The 20,348-nt window shown below is 67.8% G+C and carries 20 protein-coding genes; 13 read left to right on the top strand and 7 right to left on the bottom strand.

All coding sequences use genetic code 11. From position 1 onward, the window contains the following. The first annotated feature begins 10 nt into the window (after nt 1-10). The 5 genes from aroA to Q5923_RS01340 all read left to right on the top strand — a co-directional run bounded on the left by aroA (nt 11) and on the right by Q5923_RS01340 (nt 6,029). A complete protein-coding gene (gene aroA, locus Q5923_RS01320; RefSeq protein WP_303131610.1) occupies nt 11-1,324 on the top strand; it encodes a 3-phosphoshikimate 1-carboxyvinyltransferase in 1,314 nt (437 codons plus the stop codon). 3 nt (nt 1,325-1,327) lie between these two features. Then, nucleotides 1,328-2,476 (top strand): chorismate synthase, encoded by a 1,149-nt coding sequence (gene aroC, locus Q5923_RS01325; RefSeq protein ID WP_062531237.1) that lies wholly within the window; start codon nt 1,328-1,330, stop codon nt 2,474-2,476. A 3-nt stretch (nt 2,477-2,479) separates the two neighbouring features. After that, complete coding sequence (locus Q5923_RS01330; protein WP_303131612.1) at nt 2,480-3,625, top strand: bifunctional chorismate mutase/prephenate dehydratase; 1,146 nt, start codon at nt 2,480-2,482, stop codon at nt 3,623-3,625. Next, complete coding sequence (locus Q5923_RS01335; protein ID WP_303131614.1) at nt 3,626-4,918, top strand: shikimate kinase; 1,293 nt, start codon at nt 3,626-3,628, stop codon at nt 4,916-4,918. It begins immediately after the preceding gene. A 118-nt stretch (nt 4,919-5,036) separates the two neighbouring features. Then, nucleotides 5,037-6,029, top strand: a complete 993-nt coding sequence (locus Q5923_RS01340) for a type II 3-dehydroquinate dehydratase (protein WP_303131616.1) — start codon at nt 5,037-5,039, stop codon at nt 6,027-6,029. A gap of 83 nt (nt 6,030-6,112) precedes the next feature. Here the strand turns inward: Q5923_RS01340 and Q5923_RS01345 are convergent, their stop codons facing one another. After that, nucleotides 6,113-6,712, bottom strand: coding sequence for a 5-formyltetrahydrofolate cyclo-ligase (locus tag Q5923_RS01345; RefSeq protein WP_303131618.1), 600 nt, complete (start codon nt 6,710-6,712; stop codon nt 6,113-6,115). A gap of 91 nt (nt 6,713-6,803) precedes the next feature. On the opposite strand from Q5923_RS01345, the gene Q5923_RS01350 reads away from it, so the two are divergent. From Q5923_RS01350 to Q5923_RS01360, 3 genes are all read left to right on the top strand, one after another. Then, entirely contained in the window at nt 6,804-7,553 is a 750-nt protein-coding gene (locus tag Q5923_RS01350) for a M48 family metallopeptidase (protein WP_303131620.1), read from the top strand. Nucleotides 7,554-7,670: 117 nt separating this feature from the next. Further along, a complete protein-coding gene (gene trpS / locus Q5923_RS01355) occupies nt 7,671-8,720 on the top strand; it encodes a tryptophan--tRNA ligase (protein WP_303131622.1) in 1,050 nt (349 codons plus the stop codon). Nucleotides 8,721-8,916: 196 nt separating this feature from the next. After that, entirely contained in the window at nt 8,917-9,222 is a 306-nt protein-coding gene (locus tag Q5923_RS01360) for a hypothetical protein (RefSeq protein WP_303131624.1), read from the top strand. Between the two features lie 120 nt (nt 9,223-9,342). On the opposite strand, the gene Q5923_RS01365 is transcribed toward Q5923_RS01360, so the two are convergent. The 5 genes from Q5923_RS01365 to arcA all read right to left on the bottom strand — a co-directional run bounded on the left by Q5923_RS01365 (nt 9,343) and on the right by arcA (nt 14,722). Further along, nucleotides 9,343-9,711 (bottom strand): 3-hydroxyisobutyrate dehydrogenase, encoded by a 369-nt coding sequence (locus tag Q5923_RS01365; RefSeq protein WP_303131626.1) that lies wholly within the window; start codon nt 9,709-9,711, stop codon nt 9,343-9,345. A gap of 57 nt (nt 9,712-9,768) precedes the next feature. Continuing rightward, a complete protein-coding gene (locus tag Q5923_RS01370) occupies nt 9,769-10,143 on the bottom strand; it encodes an MmcQ/YjbR family DNA-binding protein (RefSeq protein WP_303131627.1) in 375 nt (124 codons plus the stop codon). 132 nt (nt 10,144-10,275) lie between these two features. Further along, complete coding sequence (locus tag Q5923_RS01375; protein ID WP_303131629.1) at nt 10,276-11,862, bottom strand: YfcC family protein; 1,587 nt, start codon at nt 11,860-11,862, stop codon at nt 10,276-10,278. A 485-nt stretch (nt 11,863-12,347) separates the two neighbouring features. Then, a complete protein-coding gene (argF, locus tag Q5923_RS01380) occupies nt 12,348-13,343 on the bottom strand; it encodes an ornithine carbamoyltransferase (RefSeq protein WP_303131630.1) in 996 nt (331 codons plus the stop codon). Between the two features lie 128 nt (nt 13,344-13,471). After that, nucleotides 13,472-14,722 (bottom strand): arginine deiminase, encoded by a 1,251-nt coding sequence (gene arcA, locus Q5923_RS01385; protein ID WP_062531253.1) that lies wholly within the window; start codon nt 14,720-14,722, stop codon nt 13,472-13,474. A 459-nt stretch (nt 14,723-15,181) separates the two neighbouring features. On the opposite strand from arcA, the gene rlmD reads away from it, so the two are divergent. The 5 genes from rlmD to Q5923_RS01410 all read left to right on the top strand — a co-directional run bounded on the left by rlmD (nt 15,182) and on the right by Q5923_RS01410 (nt 19,071). Further along, complete coding sequence (rlmD, locus tag Q5923_RS01390) at nt 15,182-16,525, top strand: 23S rRNA (uracil(1939)-C(5))-methyltransferase RlmD (RefSeq protein ID WP_303131631.1); 1,344 nt, start codon at nt 15,182-15,184, stop codon at nt 16,523-16,525. A 91-nt stretch (nt 16,526-16,616) separates the two neighbouring features. Next, nucleotides 16,617-17,018, top strand: coding sequence for a GNAT family N-acetyltransferase (locus Q5923_RS01395; protein ID WP_303131632.1), 402 nt, complete (start codon nt 16,617-16,619; stop codon nt 17,016-17,018). A 190-nt stretch (nt 17,019-17,208) separates the two neighbouring features. Further along, complete coding sequence (locus Q5923_RS01400; RefSeq protein WP_009279127.1) at nt 17,209-17,394, top strand: ferredoxin; 186 nt, start codon at nt 17,209-17,211, stop codon at nt 17,392-17,394. Nucleotides 17,395-17,461: 67 nt separating this feature from the next. Next, nucleotides 17,462-18,103, top strand: a complete 642-nt coding sequence (locus tag Q5923_RS01405; RefSeq protein ID WP_368501937.1) for a nucleoside triphosphate pyrophosphatase — start codon at nt 17,462-17,464, stop codon at nt 18,101-18,103. Further along, a complete protein-coding gene (locus tag Q5923_RS01410; RefSeq protein ID WP_062531256.1) occupies nt 18,100-19,071 on the top strand; it encodes a P1 family peptidase in 972 nt (323 codons plus the stop codon). Before Q5923_RS01405 ends, Q5923_RS01410 begins: the two co-directional genes overlap by 4 nt. 207 nt (nt 19,072-19,278) lie before the next feature. Here the strand turns inward: Q5923_RS01410 and Q5923_RS01415 are convergent, their stop codons facing one another. After that, a complete protein-coding gene (locus Q5923_RS01415; RefSeq protein ID WP_009279124.1) occupies nt 19,279-20,328 on the bottom strand; it encodes a glycosyltransferase family A protein in 1,050 nt (349 codons plus the stop codon). Nucleotides 20,329-20,348: the final 20 nt, after the last annotated feature.

Raw genomic sequence — 20,348 nt, forward strand, 5'->3', positions numbered from 1 at the left:
TGAGAAGAGCTTGGACGTCACCATAAACCCACGTCCCCTCGAGGGGCGCGTCGACGCCGTGGCGTCGAAGTCCATGGCGCATCGGATGCTCGTCCTCGCCTCGCTCGCCGAGGGTCGAAGCGACATAGACTGCGCCACGAGCTCGCGCGACATCGACGCCACCGTGGCCTGCGCGAGGGCGCTTGGGGCGAGGGTCGCCCGCACCCGATTGGGGTTTCGCGTCTCCCCCCTGGCGAGGGACGCCGTGCGGGCCGCCACAGGGACGGGCTCCCCCACCACCCTCGACTGCGGCGAGTCAGGCTCGACCCTGCGCTTCCTCCTGCCCGTGGCCTGCGCCCTGGGCGGCAGCTACCGGATGGTGGGGGCAGGACGACTGGCCGAGAGGCCCCTCTCCCCCCTCTGGGAGCAACTGGTGGCCCACGGTGCCCGGCTCGAGGGAGGGGGGCGCCTCCCCGCACTCGTGAGCAGCGGCCTGGCGGGCGGAGAGTTCAGGCTCCCGGGCGACGTCTCGTCCCAGTACGTGAGCGGGCTCCTCATGGCGGCCCCCCTCCTCGACGAGGGCGTCTGCGTGCTGGTGGAGGACCCCTTCGAGTCCAGGTCCTACGTGGACATGACCATCCAGGCCCTCTCCGCCTTCGGCGTGCGCGTGCTCTCGCAGCGCGTCGAGGAGGGGGGGCATGCGCTCACGAGCCTCCGCGTCCCCGCCGGCTCGCGCCTGCGCTCCCCCGGGACGCTCGCGGTCGAGGGCGACTGGTCCAACGCCGCCTTCTGGCTCGCCGCCGGGGCGCTTGGGGGCGGCACCTGCGTGAGGGGCCTCGACCTGGGAAGCTGCCAGGGCGACCGCGCGGTGCTCGCGGCGCTGGCGGCCATGGGGGCGAGGATCCGCCGCGCGGGCTCCGAGGCCTGCTGCAGCCACGACGCTCTCCTGGGCAGGACGGTCGGCGTGGCGGACATACCCGACCTCGTCCCGCCGCTCGCCGCCGTCGCGGCCTACGCGACGGGAGAGACGCGCTTCGCGGGCGCGGGCAGGCTCAGGCTCAAGGAGTCCGACCGCCTGGAGAGCGTGGGTGACGCGCTCCGGTCGATGGGCGCACGGGTTCGGACGGAGGGTGACGACCTGGTCGTCGAGGGAGCCCCCGCCCTGCGCGGCGGGGTCGTGGAGAGCCACAACGACCACCGCATCGCCATGATGGCCGCCGTCGCCGCGAGCGCCGCGGAGGGGCCCACCACCATCCGCGGGGCGGAGTGCGTGTCAAAGTCGTACCCGGGCTTCTGGGAGGACTTCGCCGCCCTGGGCGGCGTTGCGGAGAAGAGGGAGGGCTGAGGGATGCCTTCGAGCTTTGGCAGCGCGCTCAGGGTGAGCGTCTTCGGCCAGTCGCATTCCGAGGCCATCGGCTGCGTGGTCGAGGGGCTCCCCTCGGGGCTCTTGGTCGACATGGACGCACTGGGCCGCCTCATGGCCCGCCGCGCGCCTGGCCAGGGGCCCTGGGCGACGCCGCGCAAGGAGGCCGACCTCCCCCGCATCGTGTCCGGCCTCAACGCCGACGGCGCGACCTGCGGGGCGCCCCTCGCCCTCGTCATAGAGAACACCAACACGCGCTCGGGGGACTACGACGAGCTGCGCCGCGTCCCCCGTCCGGGGCATGCCGACCTGCCGGCCCAGCTAAAGTGGCACGGCAACCAGGACGTCCCGGGAGGCGGCCACTTCTCCGGACGCCTCACGGCCCCCCTCTGCGCCGCGGGCGGCATCGCCCTGCAGGCCCTCGCCACGCGCGGGGTGCGCGTACGCGCCCACCTTGCCGAGGTCGCGGGCATCAGGGACGAGCCCTTCGAGGCGCTCGACAACTCCCCCGACGCCCGCGCGAGGCTGCAGCGGCAGATGGACCGCCTCGAGGGCAGGCGCGGGCTGCCCGTGATAGACGACTCGGCCGAGGGGGCCATGCTCGCCGCCATCGATGCAGCGCGGCGCGGCCTCGACTCCGTGGGAGGCGTGGTGGAGTGCGTGGCCACGGGGCTCCCCGCGGGGATGGGCTCGCCCATGTTCGACGGGCTCGAGAACTCCATCGCGCGCGCGGCCTTCGGCATCCCCGCCGTCAAAGGCATAGAGTTCGGCCGGGGCTTCGGCGCCGCCCGCCTGCGCGGGAGCGAGGACAACGACCCGTATCGCCTCGAGGGGGGACGGCCCGTTCCCTCCACCAACAACGCCGGTGGGGCGCTCGGGGGCCTCTCCACCGGGGCGGCCGTGCTCTTCCGCCTCGCCGTCAAGCCCACCTCGAGCATCGGCCGCCCCCAGGACTCCGTCGACCTCGTCTCGGGCGAGCCCGCGCGCCTCGGCGTGAGGGGACGCCACGACCCGTGCATCGCCCCGCGCGCGGTGCCCGTCGCCGAGGCCGTCTGCGCCTTGGCGCTGCTCGACTCATGGCTCGCCTTCCCCCCCGAGGGCGCGCAGTTCTCGCTTGGCGAGGGAAGGGACTAGACCATGGAGGACCTCGCCCGCCTGCGCGAGCGCATCGACGCCATAGACCACCAGATGCTCGCGCTCTTCCAAGAGCGCATGGACTGCGCCGAGGGCGTGGCCGCCTACAAGAGGGAGAGGGGCCTTCCCATCCTCGACCGCTCGCGCGAGCGCAGGGTGGTCGCCTCCGCCGCGGCCGAGGTGCCACCCGAGCTGAAGTCATACGCCGAGGTGCTCATGCAGCTCCTCATGGAGGCGTCGCGCATGCGGCAGGGGGAGCGCAACTACGACACCGGCCCCATCCTGGACCGCTTCGACGCCGCGCTCGCCGAGGCCCCGGGCTACTTCCCCCAGGACGCCTACGTGGCCTGCCAGGGCGTGGAGGGGGCCTTCTCGCAGATAGCCTGCGACCGCCTCTTCAAGCATGCCGACATCAGCTTCTTCGATAGCTTCGACGGCGTCTTCCGCGCCGTCGAGGAGGGCTACTGCGAGTTCGGCGTCCTTCCCGTGGAGAACAGCACCGCGGGGTCGGTCAACCAGATCTACGACCTCATGATGCGCCACGACTTCAAGGTCGTGCGGAGCTGTCGCCTCAAGATCGACCACAACCTCCTGGCCAAGCCCGGCACCGGACTCGAGGACATAGGCGACGTCTACAGCCACGAGCAGGCGCTCAGTCAGTGCAAGGGCTTCCTCTCCTCGCTCCATGGGGTTCGGACGCACGTCGTCGAGAACACCGCCATCGCCTCCCAGATGGTCGCCCAGAGCGAGCGCTCCGACGTCGCCGCCCTGGCATCGAGGTCCTGCGCCGAGCTCTACGGCCTCGACACGCTCGCGCGCAGCGTCCAGGACCGCGACAACAACTACACGCGCTTCGCCTGCATCTCGCGGGACCTGCGCATCTACCCCGGCGCCGACCGCAGCTCCCTCATGCTGGTCGTGAGCCACGAGCCCGGCTCCCTCTACCGCGTGCTCTCGAAGCTCCATGCGCTTGACATCAACATCCTCAAGCTCGAGAGCCGGCCCATCCCCGACCGCGACTTCGAGTTCATGTTCTACTTCGACGTCGAGTGCCCCGTCGGGGCGCCCGAGCTCCGCCGGCTCCTCCTGACCCTGGGCGACGTCTGCGACGAGGTCCGCTACCTGGGAAGCTACTCGGAGGTGGTGTAGGTGGCGGCCGGGTCGGGCGGTCGCTTCGGCCTCCTGGGTAGGAGGCTCGGCCACAGCTGGTCGCCCACGATCCACGCGGCGCTGGGGCTCCCCTCCTACGAGCTCTTCGAGCGGGAGCCCGAGGAGCTCGACGACTTCCTCCTCCTCGGTGGCTGGCAGGGCCTCAACGTGACCATCCCCTACAAGAGACGGGCCTTCGAGCTCGCCGACAAAGCCACGCCCGAGGCGCGACGGCTGGGCGTGGCAAACACCCTCATGAGGAGGGGCAGGCGCATCCTTGCCCACAACACCGACCTCGCCGGCTTCGCCTGGATGCTCCGACGCTTCTGCCTGGAGCGGCTGGGAGGCGAGCCCGAGGGGATCATCGGCGGCCGCGAGGCGCTGGTGCTCGGGTCCGGGGGTGCGAGCCAGGCCGTGCAGGCCGCCCTCGCCGACGCCGGCGCCAAGGCGGTGGTCGTCTCGCGCACGGGAGAGGAGCGCTACGACGGTCTCGCCGGGAGGCACCCAGACGCCGCGCTCGTGGTGAACGCCACGCCCGTCGGAATGTATCCCGACTGCCCCGCAAGCCCGCTGGACGGGAGGGAGCTCGGGCGGATGCCGGGGCTCAGGGGCGTGCTCGACGTCGTCTACAACCCCCTCAGGACGGGCATCTGCCTTGCCGCCGAGCGCCTGGGGCTGCCCTGTGTCACCGGGCTCCCCATGCTCGTGGGCCAGGCGCTGCGTTCCTCCGAGCTCTTCCAGGGAAGGCCGATCGACGAGGGGCTCGCACGCGCCGTGGAGGGCGAGGTCATGCGCGCGAGCGCCAACGTCTGCCTCATCGGCATGCCGGGTGCGGGGAAGACCACGGCCGGCCGGGCGCTCGCGCGCCTCCTCGAACGGCCCTTCGTCGACCTGGACGACGCCCTCAGGATCGAGCTGGGCATGTCCGCCGCGGAGCTCATCTCGCTCAGGGGCGAGGAGGCGTTCCGGGAGGAGGAGACCAAGGTCGCGCGCAGCTATGGAAGGCGCTCCGGCCTGGTCATCGCCTGCGGGGGCGGCATCGTCACGAGGGAGCAAAACTACGGGCTCCTGCACCAGAACGCGAGCATCGTGCTGCTGGAGCGCCCCCTCGACCAGCTCTCGAGCGCGGGCCGTCCCCTCTCGGGCGCGCGGGGGGTCGAGGCGCTCGCCCGGGAGCGCGACCCCCTCTACCGCCAGTGGGCGGACCTCTCCATCCGCTGCACTGGCAGCGCGGCGGGGGACGCGCGCCTCGTCGCCCGCCTGCTGGGGCTGCTTCCGCCCACCGCCCCCTAGCCCCGCTCGCGCGCAAGGTGCCACGGCGCCCTTCCCTTGTGGGCTAAAGTCTGTATGTCGCACCGTCCGACGGCGAGCGCCCTGCCGCCATCGGACGAAGGATCAGGGAGGTTCGCGCATGACCAGCAGGGAGACGGCGTCTGAGGTCCTCGACCTCGTGGGGGGCACCCCCAACGTGACGGCAAACACGCTGTGCATGACGCGCCTGCGCCTCGTCGTGAGGGACCCGTCCCTCGTCGACAAGAACGCGCTCTGCAAGGTCGAGGGCGTCCTAGGCATCGTGGGACGCGGCAGCGACGGCATCGAGGTGGTCTTCGGGCCCAACTCGGTGGGCCAGGTCTTCGAGTCCTTCGCGGAGCTCACCGGGCTGCCCGCGAGCTACGAGACCCCCTTCGCGGACCTCAGCCATGGCGGGAGCCCCCTGCAGGTGAGCTTCACCCCCAGTAGGCGCTCCTCCCACCCCGACGTGGCCACGCCCGCGGCGGACCCCGTCCCCCGTCAGGTCGAGGCCGCCGTCGGCGAGCGTCACTCCCGCCCCAGCTTCAGCGACCCGGCCTTCCGCAGCCACCAGGCCGAGGGCGCCGATGAGATCGAGGCGCTCCTGAGCGGCATGGACGACGCGACCCAGGCGGATGACTTCGACGGCTACGAGGACGAGGACGGCCCCCGCCTCCTGGTCATCAACGGGCCCAACATCAACATGCTGGGCATCAGGGAACCGGGCATCTATGGCCGGGAGGACTTCGCCGCCCTCCTCGAGCTCTGCGCGGACGCGGCTCGCGAGGAGGGGTTCGCCCACTGCGACTGCTACCAGTCAAACCACGAGGGCGACCTCGTCGACGCCATCCAGGACGCCTACGGGAGCGCGGACGGCATTGTCATCAACCCCGCGGCCTACACCCACACCTCGATCGCCCTGCTCGACGCGCTCAAGGCGGTCGGCATCCCCGCGGTCGAGGTCCACATCTCGAGGCTCGAGGAGCGCGAGGACTTCCGCCAGCGCTCCTACGTGCGCGCCGCCTGCATCGAGACGGTCTCGGGCATGGGGATAGGGGGATATCGCGAGGCCATCCGCATCCTTGCCGACCACCTGGGCATCACCCGCGGCTAGCCGCGGGACGGCCGGGGCAAGGAGGTCTGGCCAAGGGGCGCGCCCCTCTCGGTCGCGTCCGGCTCGCGTCTCCCGCGCCCTCCCTACCAGCGCCGGCAGCTCCAGACCGCGGCGTCGCTCACCAGCACGTCGACGGCTATGTCGTGCTCGTCTGCGGGCAGGGGGTTCCCGCTCACCTGCACGCTGCGGGCGAGCCCCACCTTCGTGCCCGGGTACACGGCGAGGAAGTTGTCGTAGTAGCCCGCGCCGTAGCCAATCCGGTACCCGTCCGCGTCAAACACGAGGCCGGGAACGAGGCAGACGGAGCCCAGCATCTGCCGAGCGGTGAGCGCCTCCCCCCGCGCCGGCGGCTCGAGGGCGCCGCGCGCGCCGGAGCGAAGCCCGTCGAGGCTCGTCACCTCGAAGAACTGGAGCGACACCGACCCGGGCACGCATCGCGGCAGGGCGACGCGCTTCCCGTCCGCCCAGGCACGCTCCATGATCGGGCGGGTTTCTATCTCGTCCCTGAAGGGGACGTACGAGAGCAGGAGTTCGGCCTCGGCATAGGCGGGAAGGGCCAGGAGGTGGGCTCGTATCTCCGCATCCAGGCGCTCGCGGTGGCTTGGCGCAATCCGGTCGCGAATCGCCAGGTAGCCCTCCCTCAGAGCGCTCTTGCTGGCATCCTCGCCGTAACTGCTCGCCATGGTGCTCCCCTCTCGCCTGCCAACACTACAATATTGGCACATCGCGCAGCCTGATGCGCATGCGAAGCGCCATGGAAACCGAAGGGGGCATGTGTCCACCAGCAGAACGCTCGAGGTGGACGGGCTGGAGGTCGAGCTCGTCCGGGGAGGCGTGCGTCGCGTCAGCCTCAGGGTGAGGCCCGACGGCAGCGTGCGCCTGAGCGCCCCGTCGCGGGTGCCGGCGGACGAGCTCGCCCGCTTTGTCCGTGCCCATCGGGCCTGGGTGGACGGTTGTCTGGAGCGCAACGGACTCAGGGACAGGGCCGAGCGGGAGCGCTGGCAAGACGGCGGCGCGCTCGACCTCCTGGGCGAGCGGGTCACCCTCAGGGTGGAGCCGGCGGCCGGACGGCACACCCAGGTCGAGAGGGTCGCGGGCGAGCTCGTCGTCCGTCCGCACGCGCCTCGGCCGGACGACCTGGGCAAGCCTGGCCTCGCCGATTGGCGGCCCGCCGGCGAGGAGCTGCGCCAGCTCCTCCTTCCCTGGCTCAAGGGGGAGCTCAGGGAGGCCGCACTCCCCCTCCTGGAGCGCCGGCAGGCGGAGATGGGGGTCCGCTGCAGCCTGCTCCGCGTGCGCTGGATGAGCAGCCGCTGGGGCTCCTGCAACGTCCGCACCGCCGCCATCACCCTCAACGCCGAGCTCGCACTGCGGCCCCTTGCCTGCCTGGACGCCGTCGTGGCCCACGAGCTCTGCCACCTCCTCGAGCCCAGCCACGGCGCGCGCTTCTACGCCCTCATGGACCGCTGGTGCCCCGGATGGCCCGAGGCGCGCGTCGTCCTCAGGGAGAGCCCGCCTATGCGCTAGCCGCCGCACGTCGGCAGCCGGTCGGGACGCGACGGCCGCCCTCGCGTCCCGCTGGCGCTGGCCTGGGGCCTTGCCGTACCATAGGGGAGTTTGCAGACACGACGCGAGGGAGCACCCATGCCCAACGAGGGAAGCTACGAGGCCGCGCTCAGGCGCAGCGACCAGATACAGGAGGACCTCGAGGTCCATCCCCAGAGCTACAACATGCTCACGGGCGACCGGCCCACCGGCAGGCTCCACCTGGGCCACTACTTCGGCACCATCCGCGAGCGCGTGCGCCTGCAGGACATGGGCGTGCGCACCAACATCATCGTCGCCGACTACCAGGTGATCACTGACCGCGACAGCACCGAGCACATCCAGGACAACGTCTTCAACATGGTCATGGACTACCTCGCCTGCGGAATCGACCCCCAGAGGACCATGATCTTCACGCACTCCGCCGTCCCCGCCGCCAACCAGCTCATGCTGCCCTTCCTCTCGCTGGTGACCGAGGCCGAGATGGAGCGCAACCCCACCGTCAAGGCCGAGCAGGAGGCTTCGGGCCACGCGCTCACCGGACTCCTCCTCACCTACCCCGTGCACCAGGCCTGCGACATCCTCTTCTGCAAGGGCAACGTCGTCCCCGTGGGCCGCGACCAGCTCCCCCACATCGAGGTCACCAACAAGATCGCCCGCCGCTTCAACGAGCGCTATGGCAAGGTGTTCCCCAGCGTGGCGGGACTCCTCACCTCCACCCCCCTGCTCCCGGGCCTGGATGGTCGCAAGATGAGCAAGAGCTATGGCAACGCGATCTCGCTCTGCATGAGCGCGGACGAGACCGCGCGGCTCATCAAGAAGTCCAAGACCGACTCGGAGCGCAACATCACCTTCGACCCCGAGGCGCGCCCCGGCGTGGCAGCGCTGCTCACCACCGCGGGCATCTGCACGGGCCGCGACCCCAAGGAGATAGCCGACGAGATTGGCATGGGCGGCTCCGGCCAGCTCAAGAAGTACGTGACCCAGGCCGTCAACGACTACTTCGCCCCCATCCGCGAGCGAAGGCACGCCTTCGAGCAGGACCTGGACTACGTGAGGGATGTGCTGCGCGACGGCAACGCCCGCGCCAACGCCATCGCCGACCAGACCCTCGACGAGGTGCGCGAGGCCATGGGCATGGTCTATTAGGACCTCGCATCCCCACGCGCCGACAACCCTCCCGCCCCGCACCAGTCCTCGGACATCGACGCGGGGCGGGACTTTTTTCTGTGCGACTCCCCCACCCGCGACGCGCAGGTGTTCCCGTCCCACCCCGCTGCTAGCCTAAGGGTCTGTTGCAGTACAGATGTTCGTATCTGTGGAGAGGGGCGCAGGAGCCGTGTACGTGACGCCACCCCACGAGGAGGACCGCGCCTACGTGGCGGTCTCGTTCTTCGTGGACACCAACGGGAACCAGGAGTTCACGGCCCTCCACTGGCCCTACCAACCCCACGCCTGCAGCCTGCAGGTGACTTCCACGAGGGAGGTCTCGCCCGCGCCACGACCGGGGGTGCGCCCCTTTCGGGCTTGGGAGCTCGTGCTGGGGCGCAGAGGCGCGAGGCGCACCCTCTTCTTCGAGGACGGCCGCTACTTCGTGCGGAGGGGCCGCCTCAAGCCCCTGGGGGTCGAGGTGCAGCTTCGGCCCGCCTAGCCCCACGTAGGGCGGCAAGGGCCATAGAAGCCGAGGGGGTACCCCGCCCCAGCACGCTCGAGCGAGATACCCCTCGTGTCGTCCAGTTGCCTGGGCGTCAGGCCATGGGCAACAGGCGGCCTACAGGACGGGGCGGCCGTGGCGCGCCAGGAGCTCCTGGGCGGCCGTGCAGGCAGCGCAGTCGCAGTAGCGGGCGCCCTCGGCCTTGCGCTCCTGCTGGTGGACGAGGAGCTGGGAGGCCGCCTCCTCGCCGAGGAGCTCGCGCGCGGGACCCTCGGCAAACGAGATGACCTCGTCTATCGTGGTGTGGTGCTCGTCCAGCGCGTCGAGAAGCTGCTTGGTCTGCGCCTCGAGCGCGACGTCGTCGAGTCCGCCCGCAACGGCGTCCTTCCAGGTCCGCGCGGCCTTGATCGTGCCCTCGGAGCTCGACGAGGCGGCGAGCAGCTCGTCCACCTTCTGGGCCGTGTAGTCGAAGAGTTCCTTGTCCATGTCGTGTCCCCTCCCGTTCGGTCTGCTTGCTTGTGCTTAGATGCCCGAGTCCCCGGGTCACCCGCGCGGAAACGAAGCGGGGTCGACGGGGCGCAGCCTCCGGGGAAGCTTCGACACCACGAGGAGGTAGGACTCCGTGACCAGCCTCCCCACCAGCACGTCGTCCAAGTCGTCCCCCGCGCGCAGGCTCACCCAGTGCCGCTTGTTCATGTGGTAGCCGGGTGTGATGGAGGGATACGCATGCGTGAGCTCGAGCACGTCGTCCGGCTCGGCCTTGAGGTTCACGAGCTGTCCGCCGTGGTCGGTCAGGAGGGCGAACCACTTGCCGCAGACGCGCACGTCCTCCCATCCGTCAGAGAAGCAGCCCGCCACGCTCCCAGGCAGCTCGAGCGCGCTGTCAAGGGCCACCCTGTAGAGCTCCGCATCGGTCATGCCCCTCCCCCTTCCGGCCCCACCCGAGGAAGGGCGGCGGCTTCCAGAAGCATAGGCCCGAGGAGGTTCCCGCACAAGAAGGGAGGGCGCCCAAGGGACGCCCTCCCAGCCGAAGCACGATGTGGGTCTGACCTACGCGGCCGCGGGGATGGCCAGCATCGCGATGGCGAGGATGACCATGGAGGCCACGGCGATGGTCGCGACGACCTTGATCGCGAACTTGACCCAGGTGCCGTACTCGATGCGCGAGAGGGCCAGACCACCCATGATCGCGCCGTTGGTCGGGGTGATCAGGTTCACGGCGCCGGAGGCGGCGGAGAAGATCATGATCATGACCGCGGGGTTGAAGCCCAGCTTGACGGCCAGGGGCCCCATGATGGGCATGGAGACGGTGGCCATGCCGGAAGTCGAGGGGATGAGGAAGGACAGGACGAAGTAGAGCAGGTAGGAGCCGATGGTGAAGACGATTCCGGAGGTTCCGGAGAGGCCCTCGGCGGCGGCGTTCAGGAAGTAGTCCGAGAGACCGGTGGAGCTCATGAGGACGGAGACGCCACGGGAGACGGCGATGATCAGGACGACAGACATCATGTCGCCGGCGCCGGACATGAACTCGTTGACGATCTCGTGCTCGGAGAGGCCGCCCACGATGCCGATGATGATGGCGAGGAGCAGGAACCAGGTGGTGGACTCGGCGAAGTACCACTGGCCAAGCGGAGTGCCGGTCAGGAAGGCGGACCAACCGGCGTTGTCGGTGACGGAGGAGCTGAGCTCGCCGGTGACGGACTCGGGGCTGAGCGTCAGGTCACCGAGCTTGTCGCTGCTGTACTGCTCGACGATGTCGGCAGCGGTGACCTCGGTGGTCTCGTCGTGAGAGGCGGAGCCGGCCACGAAGGCGTCGACGCCGAGGTCCTCCCAGGGCACGAAGCCGATGATCATCACGAGGAACGCGGCGGCGAAGAAGACCAGGACGCCCTTCTGCTTGCCGGTGAGCTCGGCCTTGACGGCCTCGCCCTCGCCCGTGCCATAGGACTCCTCGGCGGAGGCGAGCTCGGAGGAGCTCATGAGGGTGCGGGAGGGATCGGCCTTGACGGACTTGGCGTACTGCAGGACGAAGAAGACGGCGATGGCCCAGGTGACGAGCATGAGGACGAGGCCAAGGCCGATGACCACGGCCTGGTCGACGGCGATGCCCATGTCGACCAGCGCGGAGGAGGCGATGCCGGTGGCGAAGGGGTTGACGGTCGAGCCGAGGCAGCCGACGCCGGCGCCGAGCAGGATCATCATGGCGCCCGTCAGGGAGTCATAGCCGGCGGCCATCATGGTCGCGGAGAGCAGGGCGTAGAAGCCGACGGTCTCCTCGCAGAAGCCGTAGGTGGAGCCCAGGACGGCGAAGAGCAGCATCAGGATGGGGATGAGCTTGAGCTCGTTGCCGTTCATCTTGCGCACCAGCGCGTTGATGCCGGTGGTGAGGGCCTCGGTCTTGTTTACGATGCCGAGGAAGCCGCCCAGGACGATGACGAAGAGGCAGACGTCAATGGCGTCGCCGAAGCCCTTGACGGGAGCCATGACGAAGTCCGCCAGGGTGGCGCCGGTCACGGCGTCGGTCGACCCGGAGAGGATGACCGTGATGACGGCCACGACCGCCAGGAGGATGAAGATGATGGAGAAGGACGAGAGCATCTCCCTCTTCTTCTTAGGCTGCGCTGTCGAATCTGACATGACCGCAACTCCTTTCGGCGTCCAAGACGCCTGTCGTATGGAACAGAAAACCTTGCGAAACCAAAACTGAACAGAAATCCCGCAAGTTCTCCTAAGATTGTACAAATCTTGAATGCGGGGGCAAATCGGCAAAGGGTGAGCGTTATTCAATAGTCCCCGAATGGTATGACGCTGCCAGTCATCTTTAACAAGAACCCTTTGCCAGATTTCACACCCTTTCAAGCTCATGGACTACTGGACTTAGGGCAACAAAGTCGCAGTTTGGACGGGGTAAGGACCTTGCTCTGACCAAAAGTGAAAGACAAGCGACGCTTCTGTATCCACATATGCTCCACAATCAACAAACTGCATATATTCGTGAATCTAAACGTCGCATCGCAAAGAAAAACTGATAGGACGACTGCAAAAAAGTAAGGGAGGGACCCTCTCCCCCCCACCAGAAAAAACCTCCCCGCCAAATGGCGGGGAAGTCGGGGCGGAGCCGTCTAGCAGAGGGTGGCGTACATGACCGCCTTGATGGTGTGCATGCGGTTCTCGGCCTCATCGAAGACGCGAGACTGCGGCCCCTCGAAGACCTCGTCGGTGACCTCCATCTCGGTGATGCCAAACTCCTCGGCGACCTCCTTGCCGTGGGTGGTGTTGGTGTCGTGGAAGGAGGGCAGGCAGTGCTCGAAGATGGCGGTGGGCTTGGCCTCGGCCATGAGCTCCTTGGTCACGCGATAGGGCGAGAGGAGCTTGATGCGCTCACCGAAGAGGTCGTAGGACTCACCCATCGACACCCAGATGTCGGTGTAGAGCACGTCGCAGTCCTTGGCGCCCTCGTGGGGATCCTCGGTGAGGACGACCTCGCAGTGGTTCTGCGCGGCGATCTCGCGGCAGGTGGCGACGAGCTCGTCCTCCGGCATGCGCTCCTTGGGCCCGCAGGCGCAGAAGTTGATGCCGAGCTTCGCGCAGACGACCATGAGGGAGTTGGCGACGTTGTTGCAGCAGTCGCCGAAGAAGGTCAGCTTGCGGCCGCGGAGGTCCTGGCCGAACTCCTCCTGGGCGGTGAGGATGTCAGCGAGCATCTGCGTGGGGTGGAAGTCGTCGGTGAGGCCGTTCCACACGGGCACGCCGCTCTTCTCGGCGATCTCCTCGACCTGGGCCTGGCTGAAGCCGCGGTACTCGATGCCGTCGAACATGCGGCCGAGGACGCGGGCGGTGTCCTCGGTGGACTCCTTGTGGCCCATCTGCGATGAGTTGGGGTCGAGGTAGGTCACGCCCATGCCGAGGTCGGAGGCGCCGACCTCGAAGGCGCAGCGGGTGCGCGTGGAGGTCTTCTGGAAGAGGAGGACGATGTTCTTGCCCTCGAGGTAGCGATGGGGCACGCCGGCGCGCTTCATGTCCTTGAAGTTGGCGGAGAGCTTGAGGAGGTAGCGAATCTCGTCGGAGGAGTAGTCGAGGAGCTTGAGGAAGCTGCGGCCGCGGAGGTTGACGCCCATGCGTTGTCCTTTCTGTCTGCCGGCGGCCTCATGTCGCCGGCACCTAAAAACCGGGGTGACGAACCGATGTACAGCCCGAATCCGGAGACGACGGGGTCATCTCCGGATTCGGGGGATTGCCTAGGGGGCTAGATGTCCTCGCGGGCGAAGGGCATGCTCATGCAGCGGGGGCCGCCGCGGCCGCGGGAGAGCTCGGCCGAGGGAACCACGAGGAGGTCGAGGCCCTCCTTGTAGAGCACGTCGTTGGTGACGGTGTTGCGCTGGTAGACGCAAATCTTGCCAGGTGCGACGGCAAGGGTGTTGGAGCCGTCGTTCCACTGCTCGCGGGCCGCCGCGACGGGGTCGCCGCCACCGCACTTGATGAGCTTGACGGCATCGAGGCCCATGGCCTTGGCCAGGACGTGCTCGAGGGTGTCGTTCATCTCCTCGATCTTGACCTCGCCCTCAGAGGCACCCTTGGTGAGCTTGAAGACCTGCAGGGTGCCCATGATGCCCGGGTGGATGGTGAACTTGTCGACGTCGATCTGCGTGAAGACGGTGTCGAGGTGCATGAAGGCACGGGACACGGGGATGTTGAAGGCATAGATCGTGTCGATCTCGCACTCGTCGCCCTTCTCCCAGAACATGTGCTGGGCGAGCGCGTCGATGGCGGCTGCCTGGGTGCGCTGCGAGATGCCGATGGCCAGGGTGTGGGCGTTGATGTTGAGGACGTCGCCACCCTCGGTGTGGTAGGCGGAGTCGCGGCGGTACCACAGGGGCGCGTCGTTGTAGTCGGGGTGGTCGCGGAAGATGTACTTGCCGAAGAGGGTCTCGCGGTTGCGGGTCACCGAGAACATGTGGTTCAGGTTGACGCCCTTGCCCACGATCGCGAAGGGGTCGCGGGTGAAGTAGGTGTTGGGCATGGGGTCGATCAGGAGGTCGGACTCACTGTCCTGGTCATAGCCCACGAGGTCGGCAAGGAGGTTGCTCGACTTGGTGGGAAGCTCGAGCTCGTTCTTGCGGATGCCCGCGATGCACTTCTCGACGAAGGCCTGGGTGTCGGTGATGGAGTCCATGAACTCCTTGACGGTGGCGCGGGTGTGGGTGCCGCGCAGGCCGGACTCGTCGAGCCACTGCTCGGTAAACTCCTCGCGGGAGCCGGCGGCGTCCAGGGCCTCGGCGACCAGCTTCTCGAGGTACAGGACCTCGGCGCCCTGCTCGCGCAGAATCTCGGCGAAGCGGTCGTGCTCCTGCTGGGCCACCTCGAGGAAGGGCACGTCATCGAAGAGCAGACGACCCAGCTCGTCGGGGGGAAGGTTGAGAAGCTCCTCGCCAGGGCGGTGAAGCAGGACCTTCTTCAGGGGGCCAATCTCGCTGTGGACATAAAGCCCGTTAGCCATGGTTCCTCCTACTCTTTCTGTGCCAGCACAGTGTCTGGCACTAGACCGATAGTCCTCTCGCACGGGAGGCATCCCGGCGAGACCAGAATAACGCCAAGACAGACTATATCCAATCAATTTATGCGTCTCACCCACAATCGCGACTTTCGCGGGAACGGTCCCTTTGGATCCCTAAGCGGTAGCACCATTATTTCTTGCTTTGATTATCACCTATATTTACCTGCTATTTTATGATTTGGCAAAACTAATTTTCTGATTTCCTAAATTATTTTTTGAACTTAAGACGCCTATTCACCCCCTTGACTCAATCTAATAAACCTTCCATAAATATACTATAGATTTTCATTTTCATTCATCACTGCGAATCACGCCACTCCGGGCGGGAGGCGGGCGGTCGCCAGTTGCTAGAATCTTCTGGGACCCGGGAGTGACCGGGACACGAGCCTTGGAGGGAAACCGGTGGCAGAAGAGGTGCGAGGGGAGCTCACGCTCAGGGTCGAGAGGATGGCCTACGGGCCCGACTCCGTCGCCCATCGCGACGACGGGAAGGCGGTCTTCGTGAGCGGTGGCGTTCCCGGGGACCTGGTGCGCGCACGCGTGGACCAGGACGGCAAGAGCCTCTCCCACGCAGTCGTCACCGAGGTGCTCGAGCCCTCGGAGATGCGGGTGCGCCCCGCCTGCCCCCTCGTCCCGGTCTGCGGCGGCTGTCCCTGGGCGGGGCTCTCCGAGGGCGCCCAGCTGGAGCAGAAGCGCTCCAGCGCGGTGGACGCGCTGGTGAGGATCGGCCACATGGACCCCGCTCGGGCTGAGTCGCTGGTCGCGCCCTGCGAGTCCCCCGGCGAGCGCTGGGGGTACCGCAACAAGGTCGAGCTCGCCTTCGAGCGTCACGGACGGCGCAGCCTGATCGGCATGCATGACAGGTCCGGGACGGGTGTGGTCAAGGTCGACTCCTGCCCCCTCCTCGACGCCCGCCACTCCAAGCTCACCAAGTCCGTCGCCGGCGCGCTGAGCTACCTCTCCAACTCCCACGGGCTCGACATCGACCGCGTGGGCATCAGGGCCTCCCGTCGCACGCGCGAGGTCGAGATTGCCCTGTGGACCGAGCCCGGCCCCTTCCCCCGGGCGCAAGTCGCGAAGGTGTTGCAGGAGGCGACAAGGGCGAGCTCAGTCGTGCGCGTGCTCACCAAGGGTCCCAAGAAGGCCCGGCGCGTGATGGGCGTGGAGCGGCTCTCGGGCGCGGGCTGCTGGGGCGAGCAGGTCGCGGGTGGGACAATGCTCCTCTCCGCCCCCTCCTTCTTCCAGGTCAACACCAAGGGCGCCGAGCGACTGGTCGAACTCGTGATGGAGGGGCTCGACCCAGACGAGGGCGACGTCGCCATGGACCTCTACTGCGGGGCGGGCACTTTCACCCTGCCCCTGGCGCGACGCGTCTCATGGGTGGACGCCGTCGAGTCATACGGACCCGCCGTCCGCGACCTCAGGCGCAACCTCGAGCGAGCGGGGCTCGACAACGTCGACGCCGTGGGTGGGGACGCAGGGCGCGAGTTCCCGGACTCCGATGCGGACGTGATCGTGGTGGACCCGCCGAGGGCAGGGCTTGCCGAGGACGTGGTGGAACGGCTCAGCGAGCAGCCGGCGCGCGCCATCGCCTACGTCTCGTGCGACCCGGCGACGCTCGCGCGCGACCTCGCGCGCTTCGGGGAGAGGGGGGTCTTCTCCCCCGTCCGCATCACTCCCGTGGACCTCTTCCCCCAGACCTTCCACGTCGAGTGCGTGACATTGCTGTCGAGGGCCCGGGGCTGAGGCCCGAGGGCCTCTAAGAGGCCGGATGGTGCCTTGGGGCTCGTGCTGTGGGCCGGACGCCGCAGGGGAAGTCGGAATCTGGGGGTGGCAGATGGAGATAAGGGAGTACACGGACTATCGCGAGGACGAGATACAGCCGCTCTATGATGCGGTGGGCTGGACGGCATACACGAGAGACCCCGCAGCTCTGCGAAACGGCTTCGTGCATTCTCTGCTGGTTTTGGCCGCTTACGAAGGCGACGAGCTGCTTGGCGTCATCAGGGCCGTCGGCGACGGCTTCACCATTGTGTTCATCCAGGATGTCCTGGTCTACCCCGAGAGGCAGCGGCAGGGAGTCGGCACGGCACTAGTCGAGGCCGTGCTCGACCGCTATGGCGACGTGCGCCAGATAGAGCTTGCGACCGACGACAACGAGAAGACCAAGGCCTTTTATCGGTCAATGGGGTTCCGTACGCTTTCGGAGCTGGGCTGTTGCGGATTCATGAGACGCTGATGACCTTCGGCCGCCACGCCCAACCCGAAGTGGGCCCATGCGTATGGCGTCCCTTTTGGACGGACGAGCCCCAGTGGCTCGCACGCTACCCACATTGGCACTAGCGCTCCGGGCGAAGTAATAGTACAAAGGGGTCTAGAGAACTTGGGTAAGGGGCCTGGGTTCGGATTCAGAGTGAGAGGAAACCACCATGAAGGCAACTGTGAACGAGGATTGCATCGGCTGCGGTCTCTGCGAGTCCACCTGCGCCGAGGTCTTCGCCATCGGTGACGAGGGCGTCGCCGAGGTCATCGTCGACGAGGTCCCCGAGGAGAACGAGGACAGCGCCCAGGAGGCCGCCGACAACTGCCCCGTCAGCGCCATCACCGTCGAGTAGCACAGCTACCAACGAGCGTGACGCCCGGGAGCCGCTGACGCGGCTCCCTTTTTCTTGGAGGAACAGCATGCGCATCGCACTGGGATCTTCTTCGCCCCGCCGCCGCCAGCTGCTGGAGGAGGCGGGGTTCGAGCTCCTCGTGCTCCCACCTGAGGTCGACGAGACGCGCCAGGAGGGAGAGTCTCCCGTCGCCCTCGTCGAGCGCCTCGCGAGGATGAAGGCACAGGCCTGCCTTGCCCTCCCCCAGCTCCAAGCACCCGGGCGCTCCGGCTGCCAGGCCGTGATCGCCGCGGACACCGTCGTCTGGATGCCCGGACGGGACGTCCTGGGCAAGCCTAGGGACACGCATGACGCGGCCCGCATGCTGAGGGAGCTGTCAGGGCGGGAGTCGCGGGTCTCGACCGGCGTCTGCCTGGCAGCGCTGCCCGAGCACGGCTCTCCCCGCCCGGCCTCCTTCGTCGAGACGACGACCGTGTCCTTCTGGGAGCTCACGCGCACCCAGATCGATGCCTATGCCCAGAGCGGTGAGCCGCTCGACAAGGCCGGTGCCTATGGCATTCAGGGGCGCGGCCGTTTCCTGGTACGCTCTATAGCCGGTGACTACCAGAACGTCGTGGGGCTTCCCGTCTCCCGGCTCGTCCGCGAGCTCTCGGACCTGCTGGGCGACGAGGTGGACCTCGCGGCCCAAGTGCTAGGAGGAGCGCAGTGAGCAGGATCGACGGAGCCGCCTTCCCCATTGCGGGCGTGTTCGCGGCGAGCGTGTCGAACCACGAGGCGGGCACGGGATGCACGGCCATCGTCTGCCCCGAGGGGGCGACGGGGGCCGTGGACGTGCGAGGGGGAGCCCCCGCCACGAGGGAGACGGACCTCCTGAGGCCCGAGGAGACCGTGAGCAAGCTCCACTGCGTCGTGCTGTCGGGCGGCAGCGCCTACGGGCTCGCGGCGGCCTGCGGAGCGGCCGAGGAGCTCGAGCGCAGGGGCATCGGCCTCGACGTCGGGGTAGGCGTCGTCCCCATCGTGAGCTCCGCCTGCGTCTTCGACCTCGCCTGTGGTTCCCCCGACGTCCGTCCGGGAACGGCGGAGGGCGCGCTCGCCGTGGCCCGTGCGCTTGACGAGAGGGACCGTGAGCTCGAGGCGGGCAACCACGGCGCTGGCTGCGGCTGCACCGTGGGCAAGCTCCGCGGGCCCGCCCACGCGATGAAGGGCGGCCTAGGACGGGCGACCGCAGGCTCCGGCGAACTCGTCTGCTGCGCCATCGCCGCGGTGAACGCCTTCGGGAACGTGGTCGACCCAAAGGACGGAAGCCCCGTCGCGGGCACCCTGTCAAACGAGGGCCGTCCCCTCGACCTCGCGGGGTCACTCGCGGCCCACTCTGACCATGTGCCCTTCCTGAGGACCAACACGACCATCTCCTGCGTGGTGACCAACGCCTCCCTCACGAAGGCCCAGGCCACCAAGGTGGCGCAGATCTCCGCCGACGCCTACGCGCACGCCATCAAGCCCACCCACACCACCAACGACGGCGACACCATCTTCGTGATGGCGACCGGAGAGGTCGAGGCGACGGTCGACGAGGTGGGCATGCTCGCCACGAGGGCGCTCGAGGAGGCCATCGTGGACGGCGTCCGCTCCGCCGAGGGCGCCTACGGCTTCCCTGCCGTCAGCGACCTCGAGTGAGGTGTTGACAGGCCAATCGTCGTGCGACTAGGCCCATCCGCTTCGCAGGTGGGCCTTTTTACGGCTTGGCAGGCTAGAAAACTGCGCACGGTATCTTTCCAGAGTGAGGATCATCTGGGCAAACGTCACGCGTCTTCACAATTCGACGCTATCATGCGCAGTTTTCCGCTTGGGTGCCCCGATGAGGCGGGCGTCCGCCAGGGACGGCTAGTTGAACTTGACCAGCCTCCGGGCGATGCGGTAGATGCCGACCGTGGCCCTTCGGCCACCCTCTCCGGGAAGGTTCATGGCGATGCCCACGAGCCCGTTGCGCGCCCTCCAGTACATGCGCGCGTCGAACTGCCGGAGCTCCTTCCAGAGCGAGTCGAGGTCGTCCATGGCGGAGGGATCGTCAGAGAGCTTCGAGAAGATGGAGCAGGCGGCCATCATGAGGGTGAAGTGGCCCACCATGTAGCTCCGCAGGCGACGGCTCGGTATGTCGTCGTAGAGATGGTAGGCGCGCATCATCACGCGGGTGACCCGAAGCTGCTGGTCGATGCGCGATACCATCACGTCCTCGTTCACCGACTGGTCCTCCCGCCCGATGAAGTAGCGGTAGAGGTCCACGTCCAGGTAGTAGAGGGTGCGGCAGCGCGGCAGGGGGACGTAGGCGTAGATGTTGTCCACGTAGAAGGTGTGCGCCGGCATGGGCACCCCGCCGTCGCGCAGCACGTCGGTGCGGTAGCAGAGGGCGTGCATCAACATGTTCTGGGCCATGTTGAAGTGGCCGATCCTGTCCCACCCGATGATCTTGCGCTTGGGAAGGGCGAACCCGTAGTCGACGACGTTCTGCTTGCCGTCCTCCGCATGCTCGTACACGTAGTTGGTCACCACGAGGTCGACGCGCGTCTCGTAGGCGATGAACTCGCGCAGGGTCTTGAGCAGGGCCTGGAGGGCTTCCTCGTCGACCCAGTCGTCGGAGTCGACGATCTTGAAGTAGGTGCCGTCCGCAGCCTCCAGGGCGGCGAGCACCGCCATTCCGTGCCCGCCGTTCTCCTGGTGCACGACCTTCACCAAGCCGGGAAAGCGGCCCTCCCACTCACGGGCCTTGGCCAGCGTGTCGTCCTTCGTGGACCCGTCGTCCACGATGACGATCTGGACGTCCTCGGCGTGACCCGAACCCTCGAGGATGGACCCGATGCAATGGTCCATGTACTCGGCGGAGTTGTAGCACGGCACGCCAAAGCTGATCGTCTTCTTCTGACTCGTCTGCGACATCAATCGGACCTCGACCGGGA

It is taken from the genome of uncultured Olsenella sp., assembly GCF_959602185.1.
In the GTDB taxonomy this organism is placed as follows: Bacteria; Actinomycetota; Coriobacteriia; order Coriobacteriales; family Atopobiaceae; genus Olsenella_I; species Olsenella_I phocaeensis.